A 21,028-nucleotide genomic window follows, 5' to 3' on the forward strand; every position below is an offset into this window, starting at 1 on the left:
AAAGAACCTTCACAGCCTTTTGGTTGTGAAGGTTCTTTTTTGTTTGGAGAGTTATGAATATGGCAGGACCTGCCGCCTCATTGAGTTGGAGCATCGATGTAAGAAAAGCGATTCTATCGTTTCGTGCTCCTGCCCGCCGGTCTGCTCCTCAATTTGCCAATCCACTGCCTGAGTCCAAATAAATCGAGATAAACGAATGCGGCCAGCAGAGAAACCAGCGAGACAATCAATGTCAGCCAATAATACGGCGGGGTAAAACTGATTTTAATACGTGTGTCCTCAGAACCGACTTTAAAGCCCGTCATGAGATGATTTGCTCTGAAAGGCTCCAGGTTCCCGCTTGCATTACCTGTGACTCTGACGCCCTCTCTAAACACGATTGGGACGGTCGCAAAGCCTGAATTGCCTTCTTCGATTTCAATTTCATATGAATTTGCATTTTCATGTGCGTCATAAGGAACGTCCGGCTGTCCGCTCGCTCTCTCAAGCGTTCTGTAATCCTCTATATAGATCGCCTGCAGATCGATATTATATTCACCGGATGAGAATTGGATGGGGATCTCTTCATCCAGCTTTGCACGGTAGAGCAGGTCATCGGCATATGTTCTGTATTTACTTTCTGCAAACAGCCGTTCGTTTTCATAGCCGTCGACATTGACTGTGAATCGTTTCATCGGCTCTATGAGCTGAATGTGCATTTCGATATAAACATCTTCATCTTCCACCGGTGCATCGATCACATCATCGAAGTTTAATCTGATTCCGCCCCCGTCGTCATGGACCAGCAGATTGCTGCCGTCGAAATCGGCATTAAATGTTTCAACGTCAACCTCTTCCAGGACATTTTCAGGCGGGACCATCTCGCTGTTTGCTTCGAATTCATCAGTGACGATGCCATTTAACATGGCGTGTTCCCGCTGCAGCGGACTGGTTAAATCCTCGGGATCATAAATTTCCGAACTGAACCGTATAAAGTTCAGGGGGAATTTATTTTCATAGATGGTATATGTGCCGTCTGTCAGTATCGGTTCGAACTTGGATGGAATTCCAAATGTCTCATCTTCACGCATCATATAATCCGCGCCAAACAGCGAATAAAGATTGCTCCTGTATTGGAATGATGCGTAACGGCTGATGGACTCGTGCGGAAAATTCACTTTCAGGTCATTGTAATAAAAGTCAATGATTTTACCGTCAATGATACTCGAGTACAGGCTTGTGCCGCTGAATCCCATATACATCGGAGTATTATCCTGATCTCTGACTTTGTAATCTATCTTTTGTTCCGGTTCCTTCAAGTCCTTGATATGATCAATGTTATATTGCTGCAGTTCACTTCTGTAGTGGTTGCTGTTGAGGTAGAACAGATGGTTACGGTCTGTAATGCCGGGATGATAGATTTCGGAATCTGTATGTGATGCACTGACTGTCAGGGTGAAAAGGACAACCAAGCCCACCAGCAGTGCAGTGACGGCTTTTCGTTCCTTTTTATCAATTACAACGAGTGCCCCGGCAAACTGGACCACCGGGACAAGCCATAGCCAGATGACCGTTTCATCAGCAATCCATATGGACAGTCCTAAAATGATATAGACAGGTATCAGGCTCAATACATAAGTTTTTAGCGGCACTTTTTTTAAGTTGGACAGATATTGTGCAATCAGTACCGCATGGAAAAATACGAGCATATAATGCCAGCGCTTCTGTGGCTGCTGGAATCCATTGAAGAACGTATCGATATAGGGTGACAGTGTAAAAATCATGAACACAATGGTCAGCCATGCAAATAACTTATAAAAATAGTTTTTGTATAATGCCGGTGTGAACAGTGCCTGGATGGCGATGAATAAAATGACGATCAGATAATTTTCATAAAAAATATTATCCTGGGGACCAAGTTCACTGATAAGCGGGACATCCACCATATATTCTCGGGAATCATTATTTAAAAATCCGCGGACGGCATGGAAAAAAGCGACGATGGATATGCCGAAACCGATAACCGCCGAAGGAATGGACAGTTTTAAAACATCCATCCCCGGTAAATCCTCTTTTCGTTTCGCCAGCAGCCGGATCCCAAGGTAGACGACTGAGATGACCAGCTGGAAATATGCAAAGTAGAAATTATTGATCAGTGTCAGGGCGACGGCAAATATAAACAACCCCGGTCTGCCTTTTCGAATCAGCAGTTCGAGTGCAAAAAATGTCAGCGGCAGCCAGATGAAAACATCACTGAAGAAAGACCAGTAAACCGTAAATCTGAAATAAGTGGGGGATGCGGCAAATATAAATCCGCCGAGCACTGCATAAACCGGTTTTACACCGATGAATTTTAAAAATTTATAAGTAAAATAAATGATTGCAAATGTTTTTATGATAGATATGAAAAAGCCGTTGAAAGCCCAAAATTCAATCGCTGATGTATCATAGCCGAATAACAGCTCTCCGAGTCTGACGAAAAAGATATTGATATGATAAACGACATTTGTTGAATAATAATAGGCGAGATCTGTGTAAAAATCTCCGCCCAGGCCAAAGTCTGTATCAAAGAACAACGTGCCTTCTTTGAATTTTTCATATAGATAAAGCTGCATCGGCAGCATTTGTTCCAATCCATCGTTGGCACCCGTCATGAAGATTTTTTCTTTTTTATCATCCGGTGCAATCAGACGCCAGAGCACATAGGCGTGTGACAGAACTGCCAGCACGGCGATGGTGAGTATATATCTGGAACGTTTCAGCAAATGACTCATTTTCTGCATGTTTTAAACCTCTTTATCTTTAAGCACCCACCGGGTGATTGTATAAGTTACCGGTACTGTGACAACGAGTACAGGCAGGGGCGCCAAAATTTCATTCCAACTGAAAATGTCTACAAATACATATAACAATAAAGTCTGCATTCCCATATTGATCACCTGCGTGAGCGGGAACCTTAAAAACTTGGACCATGTCGGTTTTACCCTGTACACAAAGTAACAGTTTAAAAAGTATGAAATGATAAATGCCAGAATAAAACCGATCAGGTGCGCAGCGATATAAGGCAGCCCGATAAAGATGAGCACAGTGTAGATCATATAGTAATTCAGTGTGTTTAAAAGTCCGATGATGACAAAGCGTGAGAATTCATTATTTAAGCTATTTTGTTTCATGGAAATTTTCCTTTTGGGCGTCTGTGAAATCCGATTGTTCGTGAACGATGAATTTGGGTCTGTTTTTCGTTTCGATATATATACGACCGATATATTCGCCGATAATGCCGAGGGAAAACAGCTGTACACTGCCAAGCAGAAGGAGACTCGCGATGATTGTAAAGTAGCCCGGTACTTCCACGCCATGTATCACAATATTAACAAACATATATAATATATACGCCAGTGAGATCAGGAGGACTGCAAGACCAAGATAGAAGCAGATACGAAGCGGCCTATGATTATATGCACTGATTCCATCGATGGCATAATCGACGAGTTTTAATGGATTGAATGTGGATCTGCCCGATGAGCGGTCAATGTGATTGAATTCGATCACTTTCTTATTGAATCCCACCCATTCGAAAATGCCTTTGGAGAAGCGGTTGTTTTCGCTGAGCAGTAATATGGCATCAATGACTTTGCGGGAAATGAGACGGAAATCCCCCTCTCCATCGACCAGCCGGACGGTACTGGTACTGTTCATCAATTTATAAAAAATATTTGATGGGATCCGTCTCATCAGTGATTCGCCGGTTTTATCCCGCTTTGCTATCACTTGGTCGAATCCTGCCTCATATTGGGAAAACATTTCTGTAATCAGTGAGGGCGGGTGCTGCAGATCGCCGTCCATGATGACGGCAGCTTCGCCCTGCGCTTTTTCAAGCCCGGCAATGATGGCAGCTTCCTTCCCGAAATTTCTGGAGAAAGAAATGAATTTTATGTTTTCATCCCGGATGTTCTTAATGTGATCCAGTGTATCATCTGTTGAACCGTCATCGATAAAGATAATTTCATAATTTCTTTCCAGAACCTGCATTACCGTTTGAAATTCCTCATATAAAATAGGGATATTCTTCGATTCATTCAGTACCGGAATGATGATTGAAAGCATTTCTTCACCTCCTGATGATTTATTAAATGCTGATTGTATTATATAATATGACAATGGAATAATGAACTATAAGGAACGGAAGTGAAGATGATGAGTATAAACTGGTTTCCAGGCCATATGGCCAAAGCACGTAGGGAAATAGAAGAGAATTTAAAGAAAATAGATGTTGTCATTGAAATACTGGATGCACGTATCCCGGTATCCAGCCATAACCCGATGCTTGATGATGTGACCAAAGATAAGCCCAAGGTCGTCGTTTTGAACAAAAAGGATATGGCTGATGAAAGGGAGACGAAAGCCTGGATCTCACAATTGCAGAAGGAAGGGAAACACCCTGTTGCAATCAACGGCCGTGACAGTCAGATCATCCGTAAAATTGAACCGCTGGCAATTGAGGCGACGCGGGAAATGTTCGAGAAGATGGAACGCAAAGGCATTAACCGCAGAGCCATCCGGGCGCTGATCCTTGGTATTCCGAACGTCGGCAAATCGACGGTGATCAACAATATCGCGAAGAAAAAGATTGCCAAGACGGGAAATACACCCGGTGTCACGAAAAGACAGCAGTGGATTAAAGCAGGTACCCGTATGGAACTGCTCGACACACCGGGAATCCTATGGCCGAAATTTGAAGACGAAGAGACCGGTAAGAAACTGTCGCTCACAGGGGCGATCACAGATCGTGTCGTTTCGTTGGATGAGGTGGCGATCTACGGCATGAATTTCCTGCTCGAACATGACAAGGATACCTTCAATAAATTTTATAACGTGAATGCTGATATCGATGATGACATTGTTGAAATTTATGAAGCGATCGGCAAATCACGCGGCCTGAAAGCAGGCGGCAATGAAATCAATTATGAGGCGGTCACAAACCGTATCATCTATGATATCAGAAATGGCAAAATCGGAAGGTATACATTTGATCGGACGGTGGATTGATTGAAATCTGTACGTGAAATCGCCGAAGAAATCGCGCAGCTGCGCTCAATTCAGGAACTTGAAGCATGCGGCTATCTGGATGATGGGCGAAAAGGCGTGTCGAATGCGATCGATAAACAAAAAAGACGGATAGAAAAAGAACAGAAACTCAAATTTAAATATGAAGAAATGTGCCGTTATGAAAACGGCCTTAAGCAAAAATACAGATATATTGCGGGTGTAGATGAAGCGGGCAGGGGACCGATCGCCGGGGAAGTTGTTGCAGCTGCGGTAATACTGCCTGAAGGATTTTTATTGCCGGGACTTGATGATTCCAAAAAGCTTTCGCTTGAAAAGCGGACGGCGTACCGGGAAGTCATTATGCGCGAAGCGGATTACGGCATCGGCATCGCAAGTGTTGAAGAGATAGATTCCCTCAATATTTATGAAGCATCAAGACTTGCTATGCAGCGTGCTGTGAAAAATTTAAACGGAACCCCCGAACATCTGCTGGTCGATGCGATGACCCTCGGCATGGGAATCGATGAGATTTCAATTATAAAAGGGGATGCCAATTCTGTCTCCATCGCAGCAGCGAGTGTCATTGCAAAAACGACAAGGGACATGATGATGGCGGACTACGATACGCAATATCCGGGCTATTATTTTTCAAAGCATAAAGGATATGGGACTAAGGAACATTTGACTAGTCTGGAAGAATTTGGGATATCTCCGGTGCACCGGAGAACCTTTGAACCCGTGAAAAGTTTAATTCTTAAGCATTAATTTGATTTCTTCAGTTTACTTTGATGAAATCCTTTTCTATAATTGAATGGTAAGGATTAAAAAAGTCTTAGGAGGATGAACATGAATATCCATGAGTATCAAGGGAAAGAAATTTTTCGCTCCATGGGCGTAGCCGTGCCTAACGGTAGCGTGGCATACACACCGGAGGAAGCAGTGGATGTAGCAAAAACACTGGATTCTGATGTATATGTTGTAAAAGCACAGATCCACGCAGGTGGACGTGGAAAAGCAGGCGGTGTAAAAATCGCTAAATCAATTGATGAGGTAAGAGAGTATGCTAAGGAATTACTTGGCAAAGTGCTTGTTACACATCAAACAGGACCGGAAGGTAAAGAAGTTAAACGTCTTCTTGTCGAAGAAGGCTGCGATATCCAAAATGAATACTACATCGGTTTCGTCATCGACCGCGCAACTGACCGAGTTGTTTTGATGGGGTCTGAAGAAGGCGGTACTGAAATCGAAGAAGTAGCTGAAAAAACTCCTGAAAAAATCTTCAAAGAAGTTATCGATCCTGTTGTCGGCTTGATGCCATACCAGGCGAAACGTCTTGCATTCAACATCAACATCCCTAAAGAGTCCGTTAACAAAGCGGCTAAACTCATGCTTTCTCTATATAAGGTATTCACAGAGAAAGATTGCGCAATCATGGAAATCAACCCGCTGGTATCCACTGGCGAAGGTGAAGTGCTTGCACTGGATGCGAAAGTCAACTTTGACGAGAACGCGCTATTCCGCAACAAAGATGTTGTAGAACTCCGCGACCTTGATGAAGAGGATCCAAAAGAAATCCAGGCTTCCAAATACGATCTGTCATATGTTGCGCTTGATGGAAACATCGGCTGCATGGTAAACGGCGCCGGTCTTGCGATGGCGACTATGGATACGATCAATCACTTCGGCGGAAGACCGGCTAACTTCCTTGACGTAGGGGGCGGCGCAACAACTGAGAAGGTTACTGAAGCATTCAAAATCATCCTTGGCGATGAAGGTGTTGAAGGAATCTTCGTAAACATTTTCGGTGGAATCATGAAATGTGATGTAATCGCTGAAGGTGTTGTGGAAGCTGTTAAGAACATCGGCCTCGAAATTCCGCTTGTTGTACGTCTTGAAGGGACGAATGTTGAAAAAGGTAAAGAGATTCTCGATTCTTCTGACTTTGACATCATCCCTGCAAGCACTATGGCGGAAGGCGCTCAAAAAATCATTGAAGCGGTCAACCAAAATAAATAATAACGGAGGAATCTACTGTGGGTGTATTTATCGATAAAGATACGAAAGTATTAGTACAAGGTATAACTGGTGCTACTGCACTGTTCCATACAAAACAGATGATTGAATACGGCACGAAAATTGTTGCCGGCGTAACACCTGGTAAAGGCGGTCAGGATGTTGAAGGCGTACCCGTCTACAACACTGTCGAAGAAGCAAAAGAAGCAACAGGGGCAAATGTTTCTGTAATCTACGTTCCTGCTCCATTCGCAGCAGATGCGATCGTTGAGGCTGCTGATGCAGAACTGGACATGGCAATCTGTATTACAGAGCACATTCCTGTTCTTGACATGGTTAAAGTCAAGCGTTATCTGGAAGACAAGAAAACACGCCTGGTAGGTCCTAACTGCCCGGGTGTAATCACAGCTGATGAGTGTAAGATTGGCATCATGCCGGGTTACATTCACAAAAAAGGCCACGTTGGCGTAGTAAGCCGTTCCGGTACACTGACTTATGAAGCTGTACATCAGCTGACTGAAGAAGGCATCGGACAGACTACTGCTGTAGGTATTGGCGGAGACCCTGTGAACGGTACAGACTTCATCGACTCCCTTAAAGCTTTCAACGAAGACCCTGAAACTTACGCAGTCGTAATGATTGGTGAAATCGGCGGTACTGCAGAAGAAGAAGCTGCAGAGTGGGTTAAAGAAAACATGACTAAACCTGTCGTTGGATTCATCGGCGGTGTAACAGCACCTCCAGGAAAACGCATGGGCCACGCTGGTGCGATTATCTCAGGCGGTAAAGGTACTGCAGATGAGAAAATCAAAACTATGAATGCATGCGGCATTGAAACTGCAGATACTCCATCTGAAATCGGTGAAACACTTATTTCACGCATCAAAAAAGAAGATGGATTATATGAAAAATGCTTAACTGTAAAGTAATTGTCATATAAATCATGGATATAATAGAAAAGAGGAGAATCCTTCATGGATTACTCCTCTTTTTTTACTTTTATTACCATTAAATATATCGGAATAGTAATCTTAGATCTGTTCTTTTCCTTCTATAATATATATAGATATATAAGTATTATTTTAGGAGGAAGACCATGAATATGCTTTCCATGAGTTATGCAGGTGTTACACCTCATGAATATGCAGCCCTGCAAGGCAATGACAATAAAATTGACCGGGTAAAATTGAGAGAAAAACTGACATACTGCAGCCAGCTGAATGAGTCGCTGCTGCGGCGGAACCTGGAGGAAAAGAATATTTCCTTCATTACGATTGAAGATGATTTATATCCGGAATTATTAAAAGAGATTTATGATCCGCCGTACATCCTTTACTATAGGGGAGACATAAAAATATTGAAAAATCCTATCCTTGGTGTTGTCGGAAGCAGGAAAGCAACCACTTATTCACGGAGGGTGTTAACAGACATTTTACCGCGTTTTAAAAATAAAATTTCAATTGTCTCGGGGCTTGCCTATGGCGCTGATGAAATGGCTCATAATATTTCAATGGATTCCGGAGTAACCACAATTGGTGTACTGGCATTCGGTTTTGATTTCCATTATCCTTCCACGACGAAGAAAATCAGGGAAATCATGGAAAATAAATATTTGGTCATCAGTGAATATCCGCCGCATACCGGCATTGATAAATGGAGATTCATCGCTCGAAACCGTATCATAGCAGGGATTTCCAAAGGTGTTCTGGTCACGGAAGCAGAAGAGAAAAGTGGCAGTCTGGTTACTTTGGATATGGCTTTGAACGAAAACAGGTTTTCCTATTGTGTGCCTGGAAACATCACTTCAAAATTATCGAAAGGAACAAATTTAAGACTTCAGGAAGGGGCAAAACCTGTCCTCACAGCAGACGATGTTTTAGAAGATTTTATCTGTTGAATTTCATCCTTTAACGAAAATTTAAAATCTATTATAGTTGACAAACAATTTTAATTCACTGTATTATTTGGATTTGAAAAGACAAGAAAAAAAGGAGGCAGTCGAAAATGGCAGATAATTTGGTTATTGTCGAATCACCGGCCAAAGCCAAAACCATCGAAAAATATTTGGGTAAGCGATATAAAGTCGTTGCTTCGATGGGGCATGTTCGAGATTTGCCTCGCAGTCAAACGGGGATAGATACAGAAAATAATTACGAGCCTAAATACATTACCATTCGCGGGAAAGGTCCTCTTCTTAAAGATTTGAAGAAAGAAGCCAAAAAAGCGAAGAAAATATACCTGGCAAGTGACCCGGACCGCGAAGGTGAAGCAATTGCCTGGCATTTGAGCCATGCACTTGGGGATGACAAAGAGTACTACAGAGTAGTATTTAACGAAATCACGAAAGAAGCAGTTAAAGAGAGTTTCAAACATCCGAGTGAAATCAATCAGCAGCTGGTGGATGCGCAGCAGGCAAGACGTATTTTAGATCGTCTTGTGGGTTACAATATTTCTCCTGTATTATGGAAGAAAGTGAAAAAAGGCCTTTCAGCCGGCCGTGTACAATCTGTCGCACTGAGATTGGTGATTGACAGGGAAAATGAAATCCGTAAATTCAATCCTGAAGAATATTGGACGATTACAGGTCAGTTTAAGTATGGTCGAAGTAGTTTTGAAGGCAAGTTCAACAGACTTGAAAGTGAAAAGATCAAGTTAAAAACTAAAGATGATGTAGATAAAGTACTCGCCCAGCTCAGCGGAAATGACTTTAATGTAGATTCTGTTGAGAAGAAAGAGAAAAAGAGACATCCTTCACAGCCCTTCACAACTTCATCACTGCAGCAGGAAGCTGCCCGCAAATTGAACTTCAAAGCACGCAAGACGATGATGGTGGCACAACAGCTTTACGAAGGGATTGATATTAAACGGGAAGGCACTGTCGGTCTGATCACTTATATGAGAACAGACTCTACAAGGATATCACCTGTGGCACAAAATGAAGCAACGGACTTCATTCAAAAGGAATATGGCGATGAATACGTTGGCAGAAAAAAATCGGTGAAGCAGTCTGAATCGAGTCAGGATGCCCACGAAGCTGTCCGCCCGACGTCAGCGAACCGCACACCGGCCAATATGAAGCAGTACTTATCACGTGATCAGTACAGATTGTATAAACTCATATGGGACCGTTTTATTGCGAGTAACATGTCAGCTGCGATTCTTGATACTGTAAAAATGGAGTTATCGAATAACGGTGTGATTTTCAGAAGCAATGGACAGACAATCAAGTTTAAAGGATTTATGCAAATCTACATTGAAGGCAATGATGATGGCGAAGAAGATTTAAATAACCGTCTTCCCGAGATTGCCGAAGGTGAGACAGTCAAATCTGAAAAGGTAGATCCAAAGCAGCATTTCACACAGCCGCCACCGAGATTCACAGAGGCGAGACTGGTTAAAACGCTGGAAGAACTCGGCATTGGCAGACCGTCCACATATGCGCCGACAATCGATACGATCCAAAAGAGGAACTACGTAAAGATGGATCAGAAACGGTTTATGCCAACTGAAATTGGGGAAATCGTCAATCAGTCCATGACTGAATACTTCCCGGACATCATTGATGTCGACTTTACGAGAACGATGGAAAAAAGTCTGGATGACGTTGCAGAAGGTGAAGCATCATGGGTGAAAGTCATCGATGATTTCTATAAGGAATTCAGTCCCCAGGTGGAACGCGCCGATGCAGAGATGGAAAAGATCGAAATCAAAGATGAACCGGCCGGCGAGGATTGTGAAAAATGTGGATCGCCAATGGTTTATAAAATGGGACGCTATGGTAAATTCATGGCATGCTCGAACTTCCCTGACTGCAGGAACACTAAAGCCATCGTCAAGACGATTGGCGTGAAGTGTCCAAAATGTAAAGACGGTGAAGTGGTAGAAAGAAAATCCAAAAAGAATCGTTTGTTCTACGGATGTGATCAATATCCGGAATGCGACTTTATATCATGGGACCGTCCAATCGGAAGGGATTGTCCGAAGTGCGACCACTATCTTGTGGAAGCCAAAAAAGGTAAAACAGCCAAAGTTAAATGTACGAACTGTGAGTATGAAGAAAAAGCAGAGTAACTCGAAATACCCATATTGATATATGGGTATTTTTGCTTCTTCAAAAAATGTTTTAATAATATTCATTAAATTTTGTGCATTCGCTTGATAAATAGTTTACAATGTATCATTGGGAACTAAGAGAGTGTTTCAAAAACGTAATTTTATTATGAATTCTCATATCATTTGTATGATTTTTTATAATTGTGATAAGATTCTGATAAAGGAGGTGGGGGGTATCCGCTACCTTGAACAGTTTCTGGATCAGCTGACTTTTCAGCGCAATCTTTCGGAGCATACCGTCACTAATTATAGAAGAGATATCCGTGAATTTGAAAATTTCCTGGAAACGGAAGACCTTTCCATAGAAAGATTTAAATACATGGATGCCAGAAACTATCTCAACCACTTATATGAAAACAAGTTGAAAAAGTCGACGGTATCCAGAAAAATATCAGCGTTGAGAAGTTTTTATAACTATTTGCTCGATCGGAACATAGTGGCTGCCAATCCATTTAGCAGCCTGCCTAATCCAAAACAGGAAAAGTCTTTACCCGGCTTCCTTTATGAGAATGAAATCAATGCACTGTTTGAAGGATTGAATCAGAACTCGAGTATGTATAACAGAGATTCCGCACTGCTTGAGCTACTTTATGCTACAGGGATCAGGGCTTCCGAACTGCTCAGCCTGAAGCTCTCAAACATTGATTTCAATCATTCAATCATCAAAGTGACTGGTAAAGGCGGCAAGGAAAGAGTCATACCATTTGGAGAAAGAGCATCACACGCACTTCAGAATTATATCGAAGCGCATCGTGATGCGATTGATTTGTGTGGGTCACTTTGGATCAACCATAGAAACGGCCCGTTAACATCAAGAGGCTTAAGGTATGTGCTGGATATGATGGTCAAAAAAAGTGCAAGTGACTTTCACATACACCCCCACAAGATAAGGCACAGCTTCGCAACCCATATGTTGAACAACGGTGCGGATTTAAGAGCGGTCCAGGAACTTCTCGGCCATGAGTCGTTATCTACGACACAGAGATATACCCACGTTTCGAAAGAACAGTTGAGGAAGACATATTTAAAACACCATCCAGCAAATAATAAGAGGTGAAAAAATGGCTATTAAAGGAACAACGATATTTGCCATACGGCATCAGGATAAGATGGCAATGGCTGGAGACGGGCAGGTTACGCTGGGCAATCAGGTTGTGATGAAACATACTGCACGTAAAGTGAGACGGCTGTTTGATGACAAAGTCGTCGCAGGTTTTGCAGGCAGTGTGGCGGATGCCTTTACACTATTTGAAAAATTCGAAGCGAATCTGCATGCATATAACGGTAATCTCCCACGTGCAGCGGTTGAACTTGCCAAAGAGTGGAGAGGCGATAAGATTCTCAGACAACTCGAGGCAATGCTCATCGTAATGGACAAGGAAACGATGCTTCTGGTAAGTGGTACCGGCGAAGTCATCGAGCCGGATGATGGAATACTTGCAATCGGCAGCGGTGGTAATTTTGCATTAAGTGCCGGGAGGGCGATGAAGCGTCACGGCGATGGTCTTGATGCGGAAACCATCGCACGCGACAGTCTCCTGATTGCCAGTGAAATTTGTGTGTTTACCAATGATAATATTATTGTAGAAACGATTGATTAAAGGAGCGTCTATAAGTGAAACAGAATCTTTCTCCCAGAGAAATAACAGCACGTCTTGATGAAGACATCATTGGTCAAGATGAAGCGAAACGTAAAGTGGCGATAGCGATGCGAAACAGATACAGACGCATGCAGCTGGATGATTCATTAAAAGATGAAGTGATTCCCAAAAACATTCTTATGATTGGACCGACAGGAGTAGGGAAAACAGAAATAGCAAGACGTATGGCAAAGCTGACCGGTGCTCCTTTCTCCAAGGTCGAAGCGACGAAGTTCACAGAAGTGGGCTATGTCGGCCGGGACGTTGAAAGCATGGTGAGGGACCTTGTTGAAGCAGGGGTTCGAATCGTCAAAGAAGAGCAGATGAGATTGGTGGAAGACGATGCTGCAAACCTGGCGGAGGAACGTCTTGTCGGTTTGCTTGCACCCGGTGTGAAGCGTACGAAACAATCGAACAATCCTTTTGAAATGCTCATGAACCAGCAGGGTGATGAGGAATATGAAGAGGTCACTGATGAAGTACGCCAAAAGAGAATGAGTTTACGTGAGAAGTTGAAAGCGGGACTTCTCGAAGATGAAAAGGTAACGATCGAAGTGGAGCAGAGCCAAAATCCCATGGGCATGACGATGCCAGGCATGGATGAGGGCGGCATGCAGGATATGCTGAAACAGTTCATGCCCAAGAAAAAGCATAAGCGCACTTTATCAGTCAGCAAGGCGCGTGAATATCTGAAGCGTGAAGAAGCGGAAAAAATCATTGATACGGATACTGTAAACTCCGAAGCGATTGAACTTGCAGAAACGATGGGGATTATTTTCATTGATGAAATGGATAAAATCGCCAAAGGCGGGCAAAACTCAGGCGATGTTTCCCGTGAAGGCGTCCAACGAGATATCCTGCCGATTGTGGAAGGCAGTACAATTCAGACGAAGTATGGTCCGATCAATACGGATCATATCCTGTTCATTGGTGCAGGTGCTTTCCATGTTGCAAAACCGAGTGATCTGATTCCGGAACTGCAGGGTCGTTTCCCGATCCGTGTTGAGCTGGATAAGCTCAAAGCGGAAGACTTTGAAAATATATTGAGAGAGCCGAAAAGTTCTCTGTTGAAACAATATGAAGCATTGCTTTCAACAGAAGGCGTGACAATATCATTTACGGACGAAGCGGTGAAGGAGCTTGCAGAAATTGCATTCCAGGTGAATTCGGATACGGATGATATCGGAGCGAGACGTCTCCACACTATACTGGAAACACTGCTTGAAGAACTATTGTTTGAAGCAAGCGGTATGCAGGGGGCCCACGTTGAAATTACCAAGCATTACGTTACATCCAGATTAGACAAAATAAAATCAGATAAGAACTTAAGCGCATTTATTTTATAATCATGAAGGAGACAAAAGAATGAGCAGTCTATTACAGAAAACAAGAGAGATTAACAAACTGATTCAGGGCAACAAAGGTCTGAAAGTCGATTTTAAGGAAGTTTCAGAAATTGTGAGCAATGTACTGGTATGTAACGCGTTCATCGTATCACGTAAAGGCAAGGTCCTTGGTTTTGGTGTCAATTCAGAAATCAAGAACCCGCGTATCAGAGAGATGCTTGAAAACCGCAGATTCCCTGATGAATATGTAAAGAAGGTAATGAAAATTGATGAAACATATGAGAACATCAAATTTGAAGATCCGATGACTATCTTCCCGGCAGAGGATTCCTACCAGGATTCAGAAACATGCATCGTTCCGATTAACGGCGGTGGAGAGCGTCTGGGTACGCTGATTCTCGGCCGCGTCACTGAAGCGTTCTCCGAAGATGACCTGGTTCTCGCAGAATATGCAGGAACAGTCGTTGGTATGGAAGTGCTTAGAGAGAAACAGGAAGAGATTGAGAAAAAAGCGCGGGACAAGGCGAGCATTGCTATGGCAATCCGTTCACTTTCCTATTCCGAAAGAGAAGCAATCGAGCACATTTTCGAAGAACTTAACGCGGATGAAGGTCTGCTTGTAGCATCCAAAGTCGCAGACCGTGTAGGAATTACACGTTCAGTCATCGTCAATGCGCTCCGCAAACTTGAAAGTGCCGGTGTAATCGAATCAAGGTCGTTAGGAATGAAAGGTACATTCATTAAAGTTAAAAAAGAAGACTTCCTCCCTGAACTCAGGAAAGAAAGCTGATTTTTGTGTTTGATTTAAATGATGAAATATGATATATTATTAAACGGCTGAATTGCAGCCCATCACACACAGTATTGTCGGTTGATAACAGGTGCCGATTTGGTCGTTATCATAGCAGTACTGGAGGAAAAACCTAAGGAGGAACTATACAATGGCAGTTATTACTATGAAACAATTGCTTGAAGCTGGTGTACATTTCGGTCACCAGACTCGTCGCTGGAATCCTAAGATGAAGAGATACATCTTCACTGAGAGAAACGGCATCTACATCATTGATTTACAGAAAACAGTTAAAAAAGTAGCGGAAGCTTACGACTTCGTGAAAAGTATTTCCGAAGACGGCGGCAAAGTGCTATTTGTTGGTACTAAGAAACAGGCTCAGGACGCAATCAGAGAAGAAGCTGAAAGAGCGGGTCAACTTTTCGTAAACGAAAGATGGCTAGGTGGTATTCTTACTAACTACAAAACAATCTCAAAACGTATTAGACGCATCTCTGAAATTGAAAAGATGGAAGAGAACGGTACTTTTGAAGTACTTCCTAAAAAAGAAGTTACTGAACTCCGTAAAGAGTATGACCGTTTGAATAAATTCCTAGGTGGAATCCGTGAAATGAAAGAAATGCCTAAGGCACTATTCATTGTGGACCCTAGGAAAGAACGCAATGCAATCATGGAAGCTAAAAAACTTAACATTCCTATCGTTGCAATGGTTGATACTAACTGTGATCCAGATGAAATCGACTATGTTATCCCTGCAAACGACGACGCAATCCGTGCCGTAAGACTTATGACAAGTAAAATGGCGGATGCTGTACTAGAAGGTCAACAAGGCGTTTCTGATGAAGAAATTGCTGAAGAGCAGAACATCGACATGAGCGAAGGCTCAAAAGAAGAGACTGCTGAAGCAGGCGAAAGATAATAAAGATTGAAACAACGGTGATAAGTATCCTATTCTTATCACCTTTTTTTACAGACAGGAAAGTATATAGTTTTCCGTCTGCATAATTTAAACATTAGTTCAGGAGGATGAATTATGGCTATTTCAGCAAAATTGGTTAAAGAACTACGTGAAAAAACAGGCGCTGGCATGATGGATTGCAAAAAAGCACTCCAGGAGACTGACGGTGACATCGACAAAGCGGCAGACTATCTTCGTGAAAAAGGTATCTCCAAGGCTGCTAAAAAAGCAGACCGCGTTGCGGCAGAAGGTTTAGTAGGAGTTAAATCACAAGGTAATGCGGCAGCTATCGTTGAAATCAACTCCGAAACTGATTTCGTAGCAAGAAACGAAAGCTTCCAGAATTTGGTCAGCGATATGGCGACTCATATTCTTGAAACTAAACCGGCTAACCTTGAAGATCTAAATGCATCTGAGTTAAACGGTAAGAAAGTTGAAGATGTGATGACTGAAGCGGTATCTAAAATTGGAGAAAAACTTACTCTTAGAAGATTCGCTGTTGCTGAGAAAACAGATAATGATGCATTCGGTGAGTACTTGCACATGGGTGGACGAATCGGTGTGCTTACAGTCGTTGAAGGTTCAACAGATGAGCAGGCGGCCAAAGATGTAGCAATGCATGCTGCTGCATTGAACCCTAAATATGTTTCCAAAGATGATGTTTCCCAGGAAGAACTTGAACATGAGAAAGAAATCTTAAGACAACAGGCGCTAAATGAAGGCAAACCTGAAAAAATTGTCGACAAAATGGTTGAAGGCAGAATGCGCAAGTATCTTGAAGAGATCTGCATTGTTGACCAGCCGTTTGTTAAAGACTCCGATCAGACTGTTGAGCAGTTCCTGAAGTCTAAAGGTGGTACTCTTAAAGACTTTATCCGCTTTGAAGTCGGAGAAGGTATCGAGAAAAGAGAAGAAAACTTCGCCGATGAAGTTCTAGGTCAAGTTAATAAATAAGGAAAAGACACTTCGGTGTCTTTTTTTCTAAATGGATATTCAACAATAATAGATAAGGATGAAGATATATGCCTGAAACTTCCAAATACAATCGTATCGTACTGAAATTGAGCGGAGAAGCATTAGCCGGGGATGACGGCTTCGGCATTAATCCAGTTGTCATTAAGAATATAGCTGAGCAGGTTGTAGATGCCAAAAGCCTTGGCGTGGAAATTGCAGTCATTGTAGGCGGCGGAAACATTTGGCGCGGCAAGGTCGGCAGTGATCTCGGCATGGACCGCGGAACTGCAGATTATATGGGAATGCTTGCTACAGTGATGAATTCTCTTGCACTGCAGGACAGCCTGGAACAGTTGGGATGCGAAACGCGCGTGCTTACTTCCATTGAGATGAAGCAAGTGGCGGAGCCGTACATCAGAAGACGGGCGATCAGACATCTTGAAAAAGGCCGCATCGTTATATTCGCAGCTGGTATAGGCAATCCTTACTTCTCTACAGATACGACTGCAGCGCTTCGTGCTGCAGAAGTTGAAGCCGATGTAATCCTCATGGGCAAAAATAATGTAGATGGTGTTTATTCTGCAGACCCTAAGTTCGATAACAATGCATTCAAGTACGATACGCTGACTTACATGGAAATGATCCAGGACAATCTTCAGGTCATGGATGCAACAGCTTCATCCTTTTGTATGGACAATGATATACCGCTTGTGGTATTTTCGATTACAGAAGAGGGTAATATCAAACGTGCTGTATCAGGAGAAACAATCGGTACGTTCATCAAAAAGTAATGGGAGAGAAAGACTATGAGTGAAGCAGTATTGAAAGATGCAAAAGGGAAAATGCAAAAATCCGTCGAAAGTCTGCAGCGGGAATTGGCAGCGATCCGTACAGGACATGCGAATGCAAATATGCTTGACCGCATAACAGTGGATTATTACGGTGCACCGACACCGATTAACCAATTGGCGGGTATTGCAGTGCCGGAAGCACGTATGCTTACTGTAACGCCTTATGATAAAGGTTCTGTGGACGACGTACTAAAAGCAATCCAGCAGGCGGATTTAGGTGTGAACCCGACAAGTGATGGAACGATGATTCGCATTACTGTACCACAGCTTACAGAAGAACGCCGTAAAGAGTTCGTAAAAGATGCACGCAAAGAAGGCGAAAATGCTAAAGTTGCAATCCGTAACGTGCGTCGTGAGGCAAATGACGAACTCAAAAAAATGGAGAAAAATGGTGAGATCAGTGAAGATGAGCTCAGAGGCTACAATGATGATGTTCAGAAACTGACTGATGAGTATATCGCCAAAATCGACTCTGCATGTGATGATAAGGAAAAGGATATTCTGGAAGTTTAATCTATCCTTTACAGGCGGGATTTTCCTGCCTGTTTTTTTATGCTTCTTTGTTTATGGTAGAATAAAGTGATTGAGGACAATTTGCTATCAATGTATACTATTAAATATAATGCTTTTGGAGGATTAACATGTTTGGTTGGAAGAAGCAGAAGCAATCAGCTGAGATGAAGGCACTGCCTGAACATATAGCGATTATTATGGATGGAAACGGCAGATATGCCAAACAAAGAAACAGGCCGAGAGTGAATGGTCATTACGAAGGCATGCAAAACGTGAAGCGTATAACAAGACATGCATCAGATGTTGGTATAAAGTATTTGACACTTTATGCTTTTTCCACAGAAAACTGGAGTCGGCCAAAAAGTGAAGTCAGTTATTTGATGAAACTGCCTGGTGATTTTCTAGGTGCGTTTCTGCCTGAACTTATCGAAAAAAATGTTAGAGTAATTACGATAGGTGATGATGATGCGCTTCCGGAGCATACGATAAAAGCTGTTTCAGAAGCAGTGGAAAAGACTAAAAATAATACGGGTTTAAATCTTGTATTTGCGTTAAATTACGGCGGCCGTAATGAATTGGTCAGAGGCATCAAAAAAATAGCCGGAGAAGTTTCAAAAGGGAAACTGGATGTAGAAGATATAAGTCAGGGTACAATTGACCGATATTTGTATACCGCCGGAATGCCGGAGCCGGAAATGATGATCCGGACGAGTGGTGAATATCGTCTGAGTAATTTTCTATTATGGCAATCCTCATACAGCGAACTGTTTTTTACAGATACTTTTTGGCCGGAATTTACAACAGATGAACTCGATCAGATGATTTCACAGTATCAGAAACGATCAAGAAGGTTCGGGGGACTAGACGAAGAGGAGGTATAACATGAAGACAAGAACAATTACAGCCATTATAGCCCTGTCGCTTTTTGTACCATTAGTGGTAATGGGTTCATGGCCTATGCTTATTTTAATCTATCTTCTTGCTTATACTGCTCTGTATGAAATATTGAAGATGAACCGTATTCATATACTTTCCATCCCCGGGATGCTTTCGATGATAGCATTATTTATCGTTATGGTGCCCCATGAGAAATATGCACCTAATATTTCTGCGTTTCAGGGGGATATGATTATCGTCATGGCACTTGTTATGCTCAGTTTTACCGTAGTGAGTAAAAACAGGTTTTCATTCGTTGACATGGGCTTTTGCGTCCTTGCAGTGGCTTACATCGGGATAGGCTTCATGTATTTCTATGAAACGCGTGAAGCAGGATTAATTTACATACTTTATGGGCTCCTCATTGTCTGGGTAACTGATACAGGTGCTTATTTATTCGGCAGAGCAATCGGCAGAAGAAAACTGTGGCCGCAGATCAGCCCCAACAAAACGGTTGAAGGGTTTTTAGGCGGGATTTTATGCAGTCTCCTCCTTGCCGTATTGTTTTGGACAACGGGCTGGATACAGGGGGCGCCATTCCCGCTGTTTGTACTTCTGACAATGATCTTAAGCATGTTCGGCCAGCTTGGGGACCTTGTCGAATCCGCATTGAAACGTCACTTTGACGTCAAGGATTCGGGCAGACTTCTGCCAGGCCACGGCGGTGTGCTGGATCGTTTCGACAGCTTTATCTTTGTGCTCCCACTGATGAATATCCTGCCGCTCATAAACTAAAGAGAATGATAAGGTGAATGATAAATGAAGAAAATATCCATACTCGGTGCTACAGGTTCAATTGGTACCCAGGCACTTGAAGTAATCAGCAATAATTCAGAGTCATTTTCGCTCCGCAGTATTTCCGCAGGTAAAAACATGAGAAAATTAGAAGAGATTATCGCGCAGTTTAAGCCGGATCTTGTCAGTGTGATGGATGATGATGACAGAAAAGCATTAGCGTCCAAACATCCGGATATTGAATTTTTATCCGGGGAAGAAGGTCTGCTGGCTATCGCAAATGATGATTCAGATATGCTGCTGACTGCCGTAATGGGAAGCGTTGGGCTGGAACCCACACTTGCTGCGATAGATGCAGGGAAAGATATCGCGCTTGCGAATAAGGAAACACTTGTTGCTGCCGGTGAGATAGTAATGGGCAGAGCGAAGGAAAAGGGTGTATCCATCGTTCCGGTGGATTCAGAGCATTCGGCCGTTTTCCAATGTCTGCGCGGCGAGAAGTTAAGCGAGATGAAACGCATTATTCTGACTGCAAGCGGCGGTTCCTTCAGGGATTTATCGAGAGAAGCGCTTTCGGATGTAACGCTTGAAATGGCGCTTGACCACCCGAATTGGTCAATGGGCCGCAAAATCACAATTGATTCCGCGACCATGATGAATAAAGGACTCGAAGTCATAGAGGCGAAATGGCTCTTTGATGCGGATGTTGATCAGATTTCCACGATACTGCATCGCGAGAGCACCATCCATTCGATGGTCGAATTTACAGACAACAGCATTATTGCACAGATGGGAACCCCCGATATGAAAACAGCAATTCAGTTTGCCTTCAGTCATCCCGACAGGCTGCCGATGCAAAATCCAATGGATTTGGATGCTCTGTCGCAACTTAACTTCAAACCCATGGATCTCGAGCGCTTCAAAATGCTCCAGTATGCCTACGACGCGCTGAAGACCGGTGGAACGATGCCGGCGGTGATGAATGCGGCCAATGAATATGCTGTCGGGCAATTTTTGAATGGGGAAATTTCTTTTACAGATATAGAAAAGGTAGTAGAATTACGTATGAATGATCATGATCCGGTGAATAACCCGGATCTGGAAACCATTCTATATTACGATCGGCTGTACAAGTCCGACATGAGGTGATT

The 21,028-nt window shown here is 42.9% G+C and carries 20 protein-coding genes; 17 read left to right on the top strand and 3 right to left on the bottom strand.

Features of this window, described 5'->3' with window-relative positions:
- Positions 1 to 113 precede the first annotated feature (113 nt).
- Genes ACKRAT_RS05330 through ACKRAT_RS05340 form a run of 3 tightly spaced genes read right to left on the bottom strand, consistent with a single transcriptional unit; the run spans position 114 to position 4,086 of the window.
- On the bottom strand, positions 114 to 2,762 hold the full coding sequence (locus ACKRAT_RS05330) for a YfhO family protein (RefSeq protein ID WP_411844064.1): 2,649 nt from the start codon (positions 2,760 to 2,762) through the stop codon (positions 114 to 116).
- 3 nt (positions 2,763 to 2,765) lie between these two features.
- Positions 2,766 to 3,152 carry a GtrA family protein gene (locus tag ACKRAT_RS05335; RefSeq protein WP_411844065.1) on the bottom strand — a complete coding sequence of 129 codons (387 nt, stop codon included), beginning with the start codon at positions 3,150 to 3,152 and terminating at the stop codon, positions 2,766 to 2,768.
- Positions 3,139 to 4,086, bottom strand: coding sequence for a glycosyltransferase family 2 protein (locus tag ACKRAT_RS05340; RefSeq protein WP_411844066.1), 948 nt, complete (start codon positions 4,084 to 4,086; stop codon positions 3,139 to 3,141). The genes ACKRAT_RS05335 and ACKRAT_RS05340 overlap by 14 nt, the downstream gene beginning before the upstream one ends.
- Positions 4,087 to 4,176: 90 nt before the next feature.
- Between ACKRAT_RS05340 and ylqF the strand changes: the two genes are divergently transcribed.
- The 17 genes from ylqF (at position 4,177) to dxr (ending at position 21,026) form a co-directional block, all read left to right on the top strand.
- Positions 4,177 to 5,028: a ribosome biogenesis GTPase YlqF gene (gene ylqF, locus ACKRAT_RS05345; RefSeq protein ID WP_411844417.1), complete on the top strand. Its 852-nt coding sequence runs from the start codon at positions 4,177 to 4,179 to the stop codon at positions 5,026 to 5,028.
- Positions 5,029 to 5,793 carry a ribonuclease HII gene (locus ACKRAT_RS05350; RefSeq protein ID WP_411844067.1) on the top strand — a complete coding sequence of 255 codons (765 nt, stop codon included), beginning with the start codon at positions 5,029 to 5,031 and terminating at the stop codon, positions 5,791 to 5,793.
- A gap of 81 nt (positions 5,794 to 5,874) precedes the next feature.
- Positions 5,875 to 7,044, top strand: coding sequence for an ADP-forming succinate--CoA ligase subunit beta (gene sucC, locus ACKRAT_RS05355; protein ID WP_411844068.1), 1,170 nt, complete (start codon positions 5,875 to 5,877; stop codon positions 7,042 to 7,044).
- A 17-nt stretch (positions 7,045 to 7,061) separates the two neighbouring features.
- On the top strand, positions 7,062 to 7,970 hold the full coding sequence (gene sucD / locus ACKRAT_RS05360) for a succinate--CoA ligase subunit alpha (RefSeq protein WP_411844069.1): 909 nt from the start codon (positions 7,062 to 7,064) through the stop codon (positions 7,968 to 7,970).
- A 167-nt stretch (positions 7,971 to 8,137) separates the two neighbouring features.
- Positions 8,138 to 8,938 (top strand): DNA-processing protein DprA, encoded by an 801-nt coding sequence (dprA, locus tag ACKRAT_RS05365; protein WP_411844070.1) that lies wholly within the window; start codon positions 8,138 to 8,140, stop codon positions 8,936 to 8,938.
- Positions 8,939 to 9,045: 107 nt separating this feature from the next.
- On the top strand, positions 9,046 to 11,112 hold the full coding sequence (gene topA / locus ACKRAT_RS05370; RefSeq protein ID WP_411844071.1) for a type I DNA topoisomerase: 2,067 nt from the start codon (positions 9,046 to 9,048) through the stop codon (positions 11,110 to 11,112).
- 217 nt (positions 11,113 to 11,329) lie between these two features.
- Complete coding sequence (gene xerC, locus ACKRAT_RS05375; protein ID WP_411844418.1) at positions 11,330 to 12,211, top strand: tyrosine recombinase XerC; 882 nt, start codon at positions 11,330 to 11,332, stop codon at positions 12,209 to 12,211.
- 4 nt (positions 12,212 to 12,215) lie between these two features.
- On the top strand, positions 12,216 to 12,755 hold the full coding sequence (hslV, locus tag ACKRAT_RS05380; RefSeq protein ID WP_411844072.1) for an ATP-dependent protease subunit HslV: 540 nt from the start codon (positions 12,216 to 12,218) through the stop codon (positions 12,753 to 12,755).
- A gap of 14 nt (positions 12,756 to 12,769) precedes the next feature.
- Complete coding sequence (hslU, locus tag ACKRAT_RS05385; protein WP_411844073.1) at positions 12,770 to 14,140, top strand: ATP-dependent protease ATPase subunit HslU; 1,371 nt, start codon at positions 12,770 to 12,772, stop codon at positions 14,138 to 14,140.
- A 19-nt stretch (positions 14,141 to 14,159) separates the two neighbouring features.
- Complete coding sequence (gene codY, locus ACKRAT_RS05390) at positions 14,160 to 14,930, top strand: GTP-sensing pleiotropic transcriptional regulator CodY (protein ID WP_411844074.1); 771 nt, start codon at positions 14,160 to 14,162, stop codon at positions 14,928 to 14,930.
- Positions 14,931 to 15,081: 151 nt separating this feature from the next.
- On the top strand, positions 15,082 to 15,849 hold the full coding sequence (gene rpsB / locus ACKRAT_RS05395; RefSeq protein ID WP_411844075.1) for a 30S ribosomal protein S2: 768 nt from the start codon (positions 15,082 to 15,084) through the stop codon (positions 15,847 to 15,849).
- 114 nt (positions 15,850 to 15,963) lie between these two features.
- Positions 15,964 to 16,842 carry a translation elongation factor Ts gene (gene tsf, locus ACKRAT_RS05400; RefSeq protein ID WP_411844076.1) on the top strand — a complete coding sequence of 293 codons (879 nt, stop codon included), beginning with the start codon at positions 15,964 to 15,966 and terminating at the stop codon, positions 16,840 to 16,842.
- A 68-nt stretch (positions 16,843 to 16,910) separates the two neighbouring features.
- Complete coding sequence (gene pyrH, locus ACKRAT_RS05405) at positions 16,911 to 17,633, top strand: UMP kinase (RefSeq protein WP_411844077.1); 723 nt, start codon at positions 16,911 to 16,913, stop codon at positions 17,631 to 17,633.
- Between the two features lie 15 nt (positions 17,634 to 17,648).
- Positions 17,649 to 18,206 carry a ribosome recycling factor gene (frr, locus tag ACKRAT_RS05410; RefSeq protein ID WP_411844078.1) on the top strand — a complete coding sequence of 186 codons (558 nt, stop codon included), beginning with the start codon at positions 17,649 to 17,651 and terminating at the stop codon, positions 18,204 to 18,206.
- Between the two features lie 128 nt (positions 18,207 to 18,334).
- A complete protein-coding gene (locus tag ACKRAT_RS05415) occupies positions 18,335 to 19,087 on the top strand; it encodes an isoprenyl transferase (protein ID WP_411844079.1) in 753 nt (250 codons plus the stop codon).
- A gap of 1 nt (position 19,088) precedes the next feature.
- Complete coding sequence (locus tag ACKRAT_RS05420; RefSeq protein WP_411844080.1) at positions 19,089 to 19,877, top strand: phosphatidate cytidylyltransferase; 789 nt, start codon at positions 19,089 to 19,091, stop codon at positions 19,875 to 19,877.
- A gap of 24 nt (positions 19,878 to 19,901) precedes the next feature.
- Complete coding sequence (dxr, locus tag ACKRAT_RS05425) at positions 19,902 to 21,026, top strand: 1-deoxy-D-xylulose-5-phosphate reductoisomerase (RefSeq protein WP_411844081.1); 1,125 nt, start codon at positions 19,902 to 19,904, stop codon at positions 21,024 to 21,026.
- Positions 21,027 to 21,028 lie beyond the last annotated feature (2 nt).

Origin of the sequence: Salinicoccus sp. HZC-1, from assembly GCF_046736035.1 — a bacterium.
In the GTDB taxonomy this organism is placed as follows: domain Bacteria; phylum Bacillota; class Bacilli; order Staphylococcales; family Salinicoccaceae; genus Salinicoccus.

Coding starts and splice junctions, on each gene's coding strand:
- ACKRAT_RS05330 (WP_411844064.1), bottom strand. CDS start 2,762: ATGCAGAAAATGAGTCATTTGCTGAAACGTTCCAGATATATACTCACC.
- ACKRAT_RS05335 (WP_411844065.1), bottom strand. CDS start 3,152: ATGAAACAAAATAGCTTAAATAATGAATTCTCACGCTTTGTCATCATC.
- ACKRAT_RS05340 (WP_411844066.1), bottom strand. CDS start 4,086: ATGCTTTCAATCATCATTCCGGTACTGAATGAATCGAAGAATATCCCT.
- ylqF (WP_411844417.1), top strand. CDS start 4,177: ATGAGTATAAACTGGTTTCCAGGCCATATGGCCAAAGCACGTAGGGAA.
- sucC (WP_411844068.1), top strand. CDS start 5,875: ATGAATATCCATGAGTATCAAGGGAAAGAAATTTTTCGCTCCATGGGC.
- dprA (WP_411844070.1), top strand. CDS start 8,138: ATGAATATGCTTTCCATGAGTTATGCAGGTGTTACACCTCATGAATAT.
- topA (WP_411844071.1), top strand. CDS start 9,046: ATGGCAGATAATTTGGTTATTGTCGAATCACCGGCCAAAGCCAAAACC.
- hslV (WP_411844072.1), top strand. CDS start 12,216: ATGGCTATTAAAGGAACAACGATATTTGCCATACGGCATCAGGATAAG.
- codY (WP_411844074.1), top strand. CDS start 14,160: ATGAGCAGTCTATTACAGAAAACAAGAGAGATTAACAAACTGATTCAG.
- rpsB (WP_411844075.1), top strand. CDS start 15,082: ATGGCAGTTATTACTATGAAACAATTGCTTGAAGCTGGTGTACATTTC.
- tsf (WP_411844076.1), top strand. CDS start 15,964: ATGGCTATTTCAGCAAAATTGGTTAAAGAACTACGTGAAAAAACAGGC.
- pyrH (WP_411844077.1), top strand. CDS start 16,911: ATGCCTGAAACTTCCAAATACAATCGTATCGTACTGAAATTGAGCGGA.
- frr (WP_411844078.1), top strand. CDS start 17,649: ATGAGTGAAGCAGTATTGAAAGATGCAAAAGGGAAAATGCAAAAATCC.
- ACKRAT_RS05415 (WP_411844079.1), top strand. CDS start 18,335: ATGTTTGGTTGGAAGAAGCAGAAGCAATCAGCTGAGATGAAGGCACTG.
- ACKRAT_RS05420 (WP_411844080.1), top strand. CDS start 19,089: ATGAAGACAAGAACAATTACAGCCATTATAGCCCTGTCGCTTTTTGTA.
- dxr (WP_411844081.1), top strand. CDS start 19,902: ATGAAGAAAATATCCATACTCGGTGCTACAGGTTCAATTGGTACCCAG.